The organism is Enterobacter sichuanensis (assembly GCF_002939185.1).
Taxonomy (GTDB): Bacteria; Pseudomonadota; Gammaproteobacteria; order Enterobacterales; family Enterobacteriaceae; genus Enterobacter; species Enterobacter sichuanensis.
This window is the reverse complement of the sequence record NZ_POVL01000054.1, coordinates 17128-29507: the sequence shown is the minus strand read 5'-3', so window position 1 is coordinate 29507 and position 12380 is coordinate 17128. Positions and strand designations below refer to the sequence as shown.

Genomic DNA, 12380 nt, shown 5'->3' with positions numbered 1-12380 from the left:
ATGGGAGAGGGCCAGGGTGAGGGCAATAGGCCGCACACACAGGCCGGGTAGGCGTAGCCGCCACCCGGCTTCTTTTTGCCGCTTTACTGAACAGCCTTTATTGGGTAGTGTCTCTGGCGCTCAACAGATACTCACAAGGACCGGCTGTTCATGTTTTCAGGACTCCTCATTATTCTGCTGCCCCTGATTGTGGGCTATCTTATCCCACTGCATCAGGAATCCGCCTTACGGCTGATTAACCGTTTTCTCAGCTGGATTGTTTACGTCATTCTTTTTTTTATGGGAATAAGCCTGGCCTTTCTGGATAACCTGGCGACCAATCTGCTGGCGATCCTGCATTATTCTGCGGTCACTGTTGTGGTTATTTTGCTGTGCAATATTGCTGCATTGTTCTGGCTTGAACGCACTATTCCGTGGAAAAACCACCACCATCAGGAAAAACTTCCGTCCCGCATAGCGATGGCGCTGGAATCATTAAAACTGTGCGGAGTCGTGGTGCTCGGTTTTCTTCTTGGGCTGACCGGCTGGGCGTTTTTACAGCACGCGACAGAGGCCAGCGAATATACGCTGATCTTCCTGCTGTTCCTGATTGGTATCCAGTTGCGAAATAATGGCATGACCCTGAAGCAAATTGTCCTCAATCGTCGGGGAATGATGGTCGCGGTTATTGTTATCGCCAGTTCTATGGTGGCGGGCGTGATTAACGCTTTTATTCTCGACCTGCCACTGAAAACCGGTCTGGCCATGGCGTCAGGTTTTGGCTGGTACTCCCTCTCCGGCATTCTGCTGACCGAGTCCTTCGGTCCGGTGATTGGCAGCGCCGCCTTCTTTAACGATCTGGCGCGTGAGCTGCTTGCTATCATGCTAATCCCGGGCCTGGTGCGCCGCAGCCGCTCTACCGCGCTGGGGCTTTGCGGCGCGACGTCTATGGACTTTACCCTCCCGGTACTGCAGCGTTCTGGCGGACTGGAGATGGTCCCCGCCGCCATTGTTCACGGCTTTATTTTAAGCCTGCTGGTTCCCGTTCTGATGGCACTCTTCTCTGCCTGATACCTCTTTGGCGGTAGCGAACCTGCCGCCAAAATTGCGCTAAATCAAGCTCCCTCTATTTTGTCACAGAAAGCCCTTTTCACCGTTCTGACACAGGCATAACCTTAAACATGTATATCAAATATAACTTTAACAGGTGTGATTATGTTTTGTGTGCAATGTGAACAAACCATCCGTACCCCGGCAGGCAATGGCTGCTCTTACGCACAGGGTATGTGCGGCAAAACCGCAGAAACATCTGACCTGCAGGACCTGCTGATTGCGGCCCTGCAAGGCCTTTCCGCATGGGCATCCAAAGCCCGGGAATACGGCATCACCGACCACCACGTCGACAGCTTCGCCCCGCGCGCCTTCTTTTCCACGCTGACCAACGTCAACTTCGACTCCCCGCGCATCGTCGGGTATGCCCGCGAAGCAATTGCCCTGCGTGAAGCGCTGAAAGCGCAGTGCCTGAAGGCGGATGCGAGCGCCCGCGTGGAAAACCCGATGTCTGAACTTCAGCTGGTGAGTGACGATCTGGGCGAGTTGCAGCGTCAGGCGGCGGAATTCACCCCAAATAAAGACAAAGCCGTGATTGGTGAGAACATTCTCGGCCTGCGCCTGCTGTGCCTGTACGGTCTGAAAGGCGCTGCGGCGTATATGGAGCACGCGCACGTTCTGGGTCAGTACGACAATGAGATTTACGCCCAGTACCACAACATTATGGCGTGGCTGGGGACCTGGCCTGCCGATATGAATGCGCTGCTGGAATGCGCCATGGAAATCGGCCAGATGAACTTCCGTGTGATGAGCATTCTGGATGCCGGTGAAACCAGCACCTATGGGCACCCAACACCAACCCAGGTCAACGTCAAAGCGACCAAAGGCAAATGCATTCTGATCTCCGGTCATGACCTGAAAGATCTCTACAACCTGCTGAAACAAACCGAAGGCACCGGCGTTAACGTCTATACCCACGGGGAAATGCTACCGGCGCACGGCTATCCGGAGCTGCGTAAATTTACGCATCTGATCGGTAACTACGGCAGCGGCTGGCAGAACCAGCAGGTCGAGTTCGCCCGCTTCCCGGGTCCTGTTGTGATGACCTCAAACTGCATCATCGACCCGACTGTCGGCGCATATGACGACCGCATCTGGACCCGCAGCATCGTTGGCTGGCCGGGCGTGAGCCACCTCGAAGGTGACGATTTCGGTCCGGTGATTGCGCAGGCGCAGCAGATGGCCGGCTTCCCGTACAGCGAGATCCCACATCTCATCACCGTTGGCTTCGGTCGCGAAACCCTGCTCGGCGCTGCAGATTCCCTGATTGATCTCGTCAGCCGTGAAAAACTGCGTCATATCTTCCTGATCGGCGGCTGCGACGGCGCGCGCGGCGAGCGTAACTACTTCACCGACTTCGCCACCCGCGTGCCGGAAGATTGCCTGATCCTGACTTTGGCCTGCGGTAAATACCGTTTCAACAAACTGGACTTCGGCAATATCGAAGGTCTGCCGCGTCTGGTGGATGCCGGTCAGTGTAACGATGCCTATTCAGCCATCATTCTGGCGGTCACCCTGGCGGAAAAACTGGGCTGTGGCGTAAACGATCTGCCGCTGTCTCTTGTGCTCTCCTGGTTTGAGCAGAAGGCCATCGTGATCCTGCTGACCCTGCTTTCGCTGGGCGTAACCAACATCGTCACCGGCCCGACTGCGCCAGGTTTCCTGACACCGGACCTGCTGGCCGTACTGAATGAAAAATTCGGTCTACGTTCCGTGACCACCGTTGAAGAAGACATGCAGCAGCTGCTGAGCGCGTAAGGAGTTATTCATGACCATGCCAACCTCACAATGTCCGTGGCGGATGCAGGTCCATCACATCCATCAGGAGACGCCGGATGTGTGGACGCTGTCACTGCTGTGCCATGACTACTACCCGTACCGCGCGGGTCAGTATGCACTGGTCAGTGTCCGCAACAGTGCGGATACCCTGCGCGCCTACACGCTTTCCTCGACGCCGGGCGTGAGCGAGTACATTACGCTGACCATCCGCCGTATTGATGACGGGGCAGGCTCCCGGTGGCTGACCCGGGACGTGAAGCGTGGGGATTACCTCTGGCTGTCTGACGCCCAGGGCGATTTCACCTGTGACGACAAAGCAGAGGATAAATTCCTGCTGCTGGCGGCCGGTTGTGGCGTGACGCCGATTATGTCAATGCGCCGCTGGCTGGCCAAAAACCGCCCGCAGGCTGACGTGCAGGTGATCTTCAGCGTGCGTTCACCGGACGATGTGATCTTTGCCGACGAGTGGCGCAACTATCCGGTCACGCTGGTGGCAGAACGCAACGCGACGCACGGTTTTGTCGCGGGGCGACTGAACCGCGAACTGCTGCGAAGCGTACCGGATATCGCGAGCCGTACCGTGATGACCTGCGGCCCGGCGCCGTACATGGCTATTGTGGAAGAGGACGTAAAAGCGCTCGGCGTCACCCGCTTCTTCAAAGAGCAGTTCTTCACGCCGGTAGCGGAAGCGGCAACCAGCGGGATTCAGTTTACCAAGCTGCAGCCTGCGCAAACCTTCTTTGGCCGCGTCGGGACCACGCTGCTGGACGCGCTGGAAAGTAACAAGGTGCCGGTGGTAGCAGCCTGCCGTGCAGGCGTGTGCGGTTGCTGTAAGACGAAAGTGGTCTCCGGTGACTACACCGTCACCAGCACCATGACGCTGACGGATGCGGAAATTGCCGAGGGTTATGTGCTGGCGTGCTCATGTCATCCGCAGGGGGACCTGGTCCTGGCATAAACGATAAACGTTAAATGTTCGATCGTAGGCCCGGTAAGCGTCAGCGCCACCGGGCTTTTTGTCGGGTGGCACTACGTTTACCCGACCTACAACAACCCTATCGCCACGCAGGACCTTTCCCCACCGCGTACCGCCCTGCTCCTAAAAACGCGACGGCCAGCGAGCCGATAAAGAAGTACATCAGGCTCTCAATCGCCCAGGCCCCCACGGCATCCAGCGCAAAGGTTTTACCCGTGCCCACCATCAGCCAGGCCACGATCATGGTGAACGCCAGCACCAGCGCCGCCGGGCGCGTGAAGAACCCGACGATAATCAGGATCGGTGCCACCACTTCGCCAATCAGCACACCGTAAGCGATAAATCCCGGCAATCCTTTTTCCACCAGCATGCCGCTGATAAACCCGACGCCGCCAAACAACTTGTGTAAACCGTGAAACAGCATCAGTCCGCCGACGGCAAGTCGTAACAAGAGTTTGCCGAGATCGTCACACGCGAGCTTTTCATTTACAGCCATTAACAATGATTTAACCATTTGAAATCCTTTATTTTTCACCCTGTACCCGAACAGATTATGCCGAACAATGACTCATGAAAACCACCTTTAAATGAGGGGTATTGCGCAGGCAATACAGTGACTTTCTTCTAAGCTTGTAGGCGATATCACAAAAAGGAGACGGACCACCATGAAACAAACCGTGGCTGCATATATAGCGAAGACCCTGGAACAGGCAGGCGTAAAACGTATCTGGGGCGTAACCGGGGATTCCCTTAACGGCCTCAGCGATAGCCTTAACAGGATGAAGACCATTGAATGGATGTCGACCCGTCATGAAGAGGTCGCCGCCTTTGCTGCCGGTGCCGAAGCACAGCTCACGGGTGAACTGGCCGTCTGCGCCGGGTCGTGCGGGCCGGGTAACCTGCATCTGATCAACGGGCTGTTCGACTGCCACCGCAATCACGTGCCGGTGCTGGCGATAGCCGCCCACATCCCCTCTTCCGAAATCGGCAGCGGCTATTTTCAGGAGACGCATCCGCAGGAGCTGTTCCGTGAATGCAGCCACTATTGCGAGCTGGTTTCATCCCCGGAGCAGATCCCGCAGGTGCTGGCCATCGCCATGCGCAAGGCGGTGCTGAACCGGGGCGTTTCTGTGGTCGTCATCCCGGGCGACGTGGCCCTGAAGGCGGCGCCTGAAGGGGCTAGTACCCACTGGTACCACGCGCCGCAGCCGGTCATCACCCCAGCGGAAGAGGAGCTGAAAAAGCTGGCGCAGCTGCTGCGCTACTCCAGCAATATCGCTCTGATGTGCGGCAGCGGCTGTGCTGGCGCGCACAAGGAGCTGCTTGAATTTGCGGGCAAGCTGAAAGCCCCGATAGTTCATGCCCTGCGCGGCAAAGAGCACGTCGAGTACGACAACCCCTATGACGTGGGAATGACCGGGCTGATCGGTTTTTCCAGCGGCTTCCACACCATGATGAACGCCGACACTCTGATTTTGCTCGGCACCCAGTTCCCGTATCGCGCGTTCTACCCGACGGATGCCAAAATCATTCAGATTGATATCAACCCGGCCAGCATCGGCGCACACAGTAAGGTCGATATGGCGCTGGTGGGGGACATCAAATCCACCCTTGCCGCCCTGCTGCCGCTGCTGGAAGAGAAAACAGATCGCAGGTTCCTCGACAAGGCCCTCAGCGATTATCGCGATGCCCGCAAGGGGCTGGACGATCTCGCTAAACCGAGCGACAAAGCGATCCACCCGCAGTATCTGGCCCAGCAGATCAGTCATTTCGCAGACGACGATGCCATCTTCACCTGTGACGTGGGCACCCCCACCGTCTGGGCGGCGCGCTATCTGAAAATGAACGGCAAACGCCGTCTGCTCGGCTCGTTCAACCACGGCTCGATGGCGAACGCCATGCCGCAGGCGCTGGGAGCAAAAGCGACAGCGCCGGAGCGTCAGGTGGTGGCGATGTGCGGCGATGGCGGGTTCAGCATGCTGATGGGGGATTTCCTGTCGGTGGTACAAATGAAGCTGCCGCTGAAAATCGTGGTCTTTAATAACAGCGTGCTGGGCTTTGTGGCGATGGAGATGAAAGCCGGCGGCTATCTGACAGACGGCACCGAGCTGCACGACACCAACTTCGCGCGCATCGCCGAGGCCTGTGGCATTACCGGCATCCGCGTGGAGAAAGCGTCAGAGGTGGATGAAGCCCTGCAGCGCGCCTTTTCCATCGACGGCCCGGTGCTGGTGGATGTCGTGGTCGCCAAAGAGGAGCTGGCCATCCCGCCGCAGATCAAGCTGGAGCAGGCCAAAGGCTTTAGCCTCTACATGCTGCGTGCGATCATCAGCGGCCGCGGCGATGAGGTGATCGAACTGGCAAAAACCAACTGGCTCAGGTAAAACATCTGGCATCGCCTTTTAAATATAAGGACATGCCATGATTGATTTACGCAGTGATACCGTTACCCGCCCGAGTCGCGCCATGCTCGAAGAGATGATGGCCGCCCCGGTCGGGGACGACGTTTACGGTGACGATCCAACCGTAAACGAGCTGCAGCGCTATGCCGCGGAGCTCAGCGGCAAAGAGGCCGCCCTGTTCCTGCCCACCGGAACCCAGGCTAACCTGGTGGCGCTGCTCAGCCACTGCGAGCGCGGCGAAGAGTACATTGTCGGCCAGGGGGCGCATAACTATCTCTACGAAGCTGGCGGTGCCGCAGTGCTCGGCAGCATTCAGCCGCAGCCGATTGACGCCGCACCGGACGGCACCCTGCCGCTCGACAAGGTCGCCGCGAAAATCAAAGCCGACGATATCCATTTCGCCCGCACCAGGCTGCTCAGCCTCGAAAACACCCATAACGGCAAAGTCCTGCCGCGCGAGTACCTGAAAGCGGCGTGGGAATTCACCCGCGAACGCAAACTCGGGCTGCACGTGGATGGCGCGCGTATTTTTAACGCCGTGGTGGCCTACGGCTGCGAGCTGAAAGAGATTACGCAATACTGCGATTCGTTCACCATTTGTCTCTCTAAAGGGCTGGGGACGCCTGTCGGCTCCCTGCTGGTGGGCAACGCGGACTACATTAAGCGCGCGAACCGCTGGCGCAAGATGACCGGCGGCGGCATGCGTCAGGCCGGTATTCTGGCGGCGGCGGGTCTGTATGCCCTGAAAAACAACGTGGCGCGCCTGAAGGACGATCACGACAACGCCGCCTGGATGGCGGCGCAGCTGCGCGAAATTGGCGCCGACGTGATGCGCCACGACACCAACATGCTGTTCGTTCGCGTGGGCGATGACCATGCCGCGGCGCTGGGTGAGTTTCTGAAAGCGCGTGGCGTGCTGATCAATGCGTCACCCGTTGTGCGTCTGGTGATGCATCTCGACGTGAGTCGCGCACAGCTGGCGGACGTGGTGAAACACTGGCAGGCGTTTTTACAGCGTTAAGGAGCAGAACGTGCCGCAGCGTATTCTGGTGCTTGGCGCCAGCGGATATATCGGTCAGCATCTCACCGCGGCGTTAAGCCAGCAGGGGCATCAGGTGCTGGCGGCGGCACGCAACACGGAACGCCTGCAAAAGCAGAACCTGCCCGGTGTGACCTGCCATAACGTCGACCTCAACTGGCCTGTCGCGCTGCCAGCGCTGCTGGAGGGGGTCGATACGCTTTATTACCTGGTGCACAGCATGGGCGAAGGGGGCGATTTTATCGCCCACGAACGTCAGGTGGCCCTCAATGTGCGCGATGCGCTGCGGCAAACGCCGGTGAAGCAGGTGATTTTTTTAAGTTCGCTTCAGGCTCCTGAAAACGCGCAGTCCGATCATCTGCGTGCACGCCAGCTTACCGCTGACACGTTGCGCAGTGCGAACATTCCCGTCACGGAACTGCGCGCCGGCATTATCGTCGGTGCCGGTTCCGCCGCCTTCGAAGTGATGCGCGATATGGTCTACAACCTGCCGGTGCTCACGCCGCCGCGCTGGGTCCGCTCGCGTACCACGCCCATCGCGCTGGAGAATCTGCTGCATTATCTGGTGGCATTACTGGATCATCCGGCGGAGCAGCACCGCGTGTTCGAAGCCGCTGGCCCGGAAGTGCTGAGCTATCAGGAACAGTTTGAACACTTTATGCGCGTCAGCGGCCGTCGACGCTGGCTGATCCCGATCCCCTTCCCGACCCGCTGGATCTCGGTGTGGTTTTTGAATGTGATCACCTCCGTCCCGCCGACGACCGCCAAAGCCCTGATCCAGGGGCTGAAACACGATCTGCTGGCAGACGATAGCGCGCTTCGCGCCTTAATTCCCCAGACGTTGATCCGCTTTGACGAGGCCGTGCGCAACACCCTGCAAGAAGAGGCGCAGCTGGTGAACTCCAGCGACTGGGGCTACGACGCCCAGGCGTTTGCCCGCTGGCGGCCAGAGTACGGTTATTACCCGAAACAGGCGGGCTGCACGGTAGAAACCCCGGCCAGCCTGGCCGCGCTGTGGGAGGTGGTAAACCAGATTGGCGGTAAAGAGCGTTACTTCTTCGGTAACCTGCTCTGGCAAACTCGCGGAGCGATGGACCTGCTGGTGGGCCACCGGCTGGCAAAAGGCCGCCCGGCGCGCCCGTATCTTGAGGTGGGCGACGCGGTGGACAGCTGGAAGGTGATCGTCGTCGAACCGGAAAAACAGCTGGCACTGCTGTTCGGTATGAAAGCGCCGGGACTCGGCCGGCTTTGCTTTACCCTGAAAGACAAAGGCGATCATCGTGAACTGGACGTCCGCGCCTGGTGGCATCCGCACGGCATGCCCGGTCTGTTCTACTGGTTGTTCATGATCCCGGCGCACCTGTTTATCTTTCGCGGGATGGCAAAGCGGATTGCGCAACGGGCAGAACAAAAGACGGAAAAGATCTAAATAAAACTCTCTTTCTTTCACCTTTCCCATTGCATAGCGCCGTAATTCACGAAAGAATGCGCACGAAATTCTTTTCAACACAGTGGATTGATATGAAGGTACTGGTTACCGGGGCGACCAGCGGCTTAGGCCGAAATGCGGTCGAATTTCTGCGCAACAAGGGCATCAGCGTCAGGGCTACCGGTCGCAACGAAGCGATGGGAAAACTGCTGCAAAAAATGGGCGCAGAGTTCGTCCATGCCGATCTGACGGAGCTGGTCTCCTCTCAGGCCAAAGTGATGCTCGCCGGTATCGATACCCTGTGGCACTGCTCCAGCTTTACCTCTCCGTGGGGTACCCAGGAAGCCTTTGATCTCGCCAACGTGCGGGCCACCCGCCGTCTGGGCGAATGGGCCGTCGCCTGGGGCGTGCGTAACTTTATTCATATCTCCTCTCCGTCGCTCTATTTCGACTATCACCACCACCGCGATGTGCAGGAAGATTTCCGGCCAGCCCGTTTTGCCTGTGAGTTTGCCCGCAGCAAGGCAGCCAGCGAAGAGGTGATTGATCTGCTGGCACAGTCGAACCCGCATACCCGTTTTACGGTTCTGCGTCCGCAGAGCCTGTTCGGACCGCACGACAAAGTGTTTATTCCCCGTCTGGCGCAGATGATGCACCACTACGGCAGCGTGCTGCTGCCGCGCGGCGGCGACGCGCTGGTGGATATGACCTATTACGAAAATGCGGTCCACGCCATGTGGCTGGCCAGCCAGCCGGACTGCGATACGCTGATTTCCGGTCGCGCCTATAACATCACCAACGGCGAGCCCTGCACGCTTCGCAGCATTGTGCAGCGCCTGATTGATGAGCTGCAGATCAACTGCCGTATCCGTTCCGTGCCTTACCCGATGCTGGATATGATCGCCCGCAGCATGGAGCGTTTTGGCAGTAAATCGGCCAAAGAGCCTGCGCTGACCCACTATGGCGTCTCAAAGCTAAATTTTGATTTCACGCTGGATATTTCCCGCGCGGAGAATGAGCTGGGGTATAAGCCGATTGTGACGCTGGATGAAGGGATTGTGCGTACCGCGGCGTGGCTGCGGGATCACGGGAAGTTGCATCGGTAGTTAATCTGGTGCGGCCTGATGCCCTCTCCCACAGGGAGAGGGAGTAAAGACTAAAACGGCAACCTTTCGGTTGCCGTTTTGTTTTTACAGAGCCGTCCAGGCTTCAGACCATGCCAGACCCGCGCCTGGTTCATAGTATGCCGGGGCGTTGTTACACCAGCCGCTGTACGGGAACGGTTTGCACTGGAACAATTTACCGTGGTTGTTCACGATATCGCCTGCGCTGTACTTGCTGTTCGCGCTCCACGCCGGGTAGGTACCTTCATCCTGAGACGGGGTCGCCGCTTTGGCTTTGACGTTCAGCAGGTAAGTGGTGGTGCTGCTCAGTTCACCATCGCTGACGGTCAGGCTGACTTCGTACTGTTTCGCCGTGGTGGCTTCTGGTGCCGTAAAGGTGATCACCGCTTTGTCCTGACCGGTCACCGTCTGGCCGTCCTGGGAACGCCAGGTGTAAGTCAGCTGGTTACCGTCTTCGTCAGTAGAACCTTCCGCGCTCAGAGACACCTGCGCACCCGCTTCAACTGCACCAATCGGACCGGCAATCTGCGCAACCGGTGCGTGGTTTACCGGAGCCGGCGTGTTGTCAGCAGGCGTATTATCCGCTGGGGTATTGTCTGCTGGCGTGTTGTCCGCTGGCGTATTATCTGCCGGGGTGTTGTCAGCAGGGGTGTTATCCGCCGGGTTCACATTTGAGCCATCGTCATTCACGATCTTCACGTTAAAGAACTTCTGTACACACTTGGTGTAGTCGCCGTCTTTGAACGCGCTGAATGGCGTCTGGTAGCCCACCAGCTGGCAGGCGTAGGTTTTGCCGTCAGGCGTATCCGCGCTCCATCCCCAGTCCTGCTCCCAGTAGATCTTCAGGGCACCCGCGCCGCCTTCATCGAACTGCTTCATGTTGGCACAACCCAGCACTTCATCAGCAGGAACAGGCACTTTCAGGTAGTTTGCGAACTCTTTGTAATACTTGATACGGTTCTGAGACTGGGCAATCTCGGTTGGACCGCCGCACTCAACGCCGCCGTTGATGATCTGGGTGGTGACGCCGAAGCCTGGGACCAGGCCGTTAGCCTTGTCGTGGTCGTTCGGCTGCCAGGTCCCGTCGATAACCTGCAGCATGCTTGGTTTTGGCGGTTGTGGATAGGCGAAGAAGAAGATCGCACTCGCCAGGTTCAGCCAGGTGTCTGCCACAAGCTCTGGTTTGTCGAGCAGCGTGCGGACATCGCCGTACATCGCTTCAGAGAAAGGACCGTAGTTATAGTTGTAAGACAGCTGTTTCGCACCGCGACCGAAGTAGCTCAGGAAATCACCGTCTTTGTCTTTACCACACGGCCAGGTCTGACCCTGCCAGACGCTGGTATTACATTCGCCGTTATAACCGCCCTTCTGGCCTTCACTCCAGCCCATTTCACGCACGTACACCAGCGCCTGACGCCATTCGGCTTCCGGACGCCAACTTTCGTGCCCCCCCGTTTCCTGCGCAAAGTGAGCAAACATGGTTGCCAGCTCTTTACGGCAGATGGCATCGCTGTTGCGGCCGTCTTTATAGGTGTCGCACAGTGCAGGGAATTTGCCCACCGCTTTCAGGAAGTTGCTGTAGCTGTAATCCTTCGCGCGCAGTGGGAACAGGTATTCCCAGTCGCTCTCTTTCAGGATCCCTTCAACGCGTTTTACGTTATCCGGGTTTGCCGCACGGCCTGGCTCAATTTGCTCAACTGACGCGTTGTCCAGCGTACGGATAGTATCCTTCACGGATTTCATCAGCGGGAAATCGGTGAGCGCTTTCTCCTTTTTCGCCAGATCGCTGGCTTTCATGGTGTAAGGCTCGCTGTTATCCGCCTTCAGCATGGTGGCCTGAGCAATAACAGGTGCTACGCATGCACCTGCAATAAGCACGCTCAGTAATGTCCTTTTATTCATCTCGGTTATTCCTGTTAATTTCGATAGGGTTAAATAAAAAATCCAGTTTATTTATTAATCCATTAATAAATAAACTCCAGACAGCTGCTTTTCATTTTCTGAAGAATACGTATTGGTACTCTTCAAAAAAGAAAAAACTCACCAGTCATTTCTTTCATGGGCAACGGATTTGAGTTGCTGATATTTTTCCCAGACTTTATGGGCATACACCATGCGTTTGGGGTAATTCTCTTTTTTGAGCCCGGCGTTATAAGCGCCGACGGCTTCCCAGTTATAACCGTAAACTTTAATCATGCCTGAGAGGATCGATGCGCCCACCATAATGGAGGTACAAGGTTCAGTCATGAGTCTTCGTTCGCTGATACCGTGTTGTTCAAGCGCCGTAAAGTGCGTGCTGTTAATTTGCATTAATCCCACATCAATCGTGCCATCGTGATTTTTCCCGACAGCGTAGGGATTCATTCCTGATTCAACATTAGCAATCGCATACAGCAAATACGGATCAACATGATAATAGTGCGCTGCTTTATTCCAGCAATTCGCTAACGCGCTTTGGCTTAATATCAATAACAGAAACAGTAAACGCTTCATTATTCACCTGCTGTGGTATGACTCGATTCTCCTCAAACACGTCCTGTTA

Annotated in this window: 10 protein-coding genes; 7 read left to right on the top strand and 3 right to left on the bottom strand. The window is 57.0% G+C overall.

The window, feature by feature from the left end; all coding sequences use genetic code 11:
* Positions 1-150 precede the first annotated feature (150 nt).
* The 3 genes from C5687_RS19910 to hcr all read left to right on the top strand — a co-directional run bounded on the left by C5687_RS19910 (position 151) and on the right by hcr (position 3826).
* A complete protein-coding gene (locus C5687_RS19910) occupies positions 151-1050 on the top strand; it encodes a LysO family transporter (RefSeq protein WP_025756039.1) in 900 nt (299 codons plus the stop codon).
* 144 nt (positions 1051-1194) lie between these two features.
* Entirely contained in the window at positions 1195-2847 is a 1653-nt protein-coding gene (gene hcp / locus C5687_RS19905) for a hydroxylamine reductase (protein WP_047958142.1), read from the top strand.
* A gap of 10 nt (positions 2848-2857) precedes the next feature.
* Positions 2858-3826 carry an NADH oxidoreductase gene (gene hcr, locus C5687_RS19900; RefSeq protein ID WP_104557634.1) on the top strand — a complete coding sequence of 323 codons (969 nt, stop codon included), beginning with the start codon at positions 2858-2860 and terminating at the stop codon, positions 3824-3826.
* A gap of 97 nt (positions 3827-3923) precedes the next feature.
* Here hcr and C5687_RS19895 read toward each other — a convergent pair whose 3' ends face one another.
* Positions 3924-4358: a DoxX family protein gene (locus C5687_RS19895; protein ID WP_104557632.1), complete on the bottom strand. Its 435-nt coding sequence runs from the start codon at positions 4356-4358 to the stop codon at positions 3924-3926.
* Between the two features lie 151 nt (positions 4359-4509).
* On the opposite strand from C5687_RS19895, the gene poxB reads away from it, so the two are divergent.
* The 4 genes from poxB to C5687_RS19875 all read left to right on the top strand — a co-directional run bounded on the left by poxB (position 4510) and on the right by C5687_RS19875 (position 9820).
* Positions 4510-6228, top strand: coding sequence for a ubiquinone-dependent pyruvate dehydrogenase (gene poxB / locus C5687_RS19890; RefSeq protein WP_059386154.1), 1719 nt, complete (start codon positions 4510-4512; stop codon positions 6226-6228).
* A gap of 37 nt (positions 6229-6265) precedes the next feature.
* Positions 6266-7267 carry a low-specificity L-threonine aldolase gene (gene ltaE / locus C5687_RS19885; protein WP_059386153.1) on the top strand — a complete coding sequence of 334 codons (1002 nt, stop codon included), beginning with the start codon at positions 6266-6268 and terminating at the stop codon, positions 7265-7267.
* 10 nt (positions 7268-7277) lie between these two features.
* Positions 7278-8714, top strand: a complete 1437-nt coding sequence (locus C5687_RS19880; protein WP_104557630.1) for an SDR family oxidoreductase — start codon at positions 7278-7280, stop codon at positions 8712-8714.
* Between the two features lie 92 nt (positions 8715-8806).
* Entirely contained in the window at positions 8807-9820 is a 1014-nt protein-coding gene (locus tag C5687_RS19875; RefSeq protein WP_047959784.1) for an NAD-dependent epimerase/dehydratase family protein, read from the top strand.
* Positions 9821-9904: 84 nt separating this feature from the next.
* Here C5687_RS19875 and C5687_RS19870 read toward each other — a convergent pair whose 3' ends face one another.
* Together C5687_RS19870 and iagB are read right to left on the bottom strand one after the other, a co-directional pair.
* Entirely contained in the window at positions 9905-11740 is a 1836-nt protein-coding gene (locus C5687_RS19870; RefSeq protein ID WP_104557628.1) for a glycoside hydrolase family 19 protein, read from the bottom strand.
* 138 nt (positions 11741-11878) lie between these two features.
* Complete coding sequence (gene iagB, locus C5687_RS19865) at positions 11879-12331, bottom strand: type III secretion system invasion protein IagB (protein WP_047958137.1); 453 nt, start codon at positions 12329-12331, stop codon at positions 11879-11881.
* Positions 12332-12380 lie beyond the last annotated feature (49 nt).

Coding starts and splice junctions, on each gene's coding strand:
- C5687_RS19870 (WP_104557628.1), bottom strand. CDS start 11,740: ATGAATAAAAGGACATTACTGAGCGTGCTTATTGCAGGTGCATGCGTA.
- C5687_RS19910 (WP_025756039.1), top strand. CDS start 151: ATGTTTTCAGGACTCCTCATTATTCTGCTGCCCCTGATTGTGGGCTAT.
- C5687_RS19895 (WP_104557632.1), bottom strand. CDS start 4,358: ATGGTTAAATCATTGTTAATGGCTGTAAATGAAAAGCTCGCGTGTGAC.
- iagB (WP_047958137.1), bottom strand. CDS start 12,331: ATGAAGCGTTTACTGTTTCTGTTATTGATATTAAGCCAAAGCGCGTTA.
- hcp (WP_047958142.1), top strand. CDS start 1,195: ATGTTTTGTGTGCAATGTGAACAAACCATCCGTACCCCGGCAGGCAAT.
- hcr (WP_104557634.1), top strand. CDS start 2,858: ATGACCATGCCAACCTCACAATGTCCGTGGCGGATGCAGGTCCATCAC.
- ltaE (WP_059386153.1), top strand. CDS start 6,266: ATGATTGATTTACGCAGTGATACCGTTACCCGCCCGAGTCGCGCCATG.
- C5687_RS19875 (WP_047959784.1), top strand. CDS start 8,807: ATGAAGGTACTGGTTACCGGGGCGACCAGCGGCTTAGGCCGAAATGCG.
- poxB (WP_059386154.1), top strand. CDS start 4,510: ATGAAACAAACCGTGGCTGCATATATAGCGAAGACCCTGGAACAGGCA.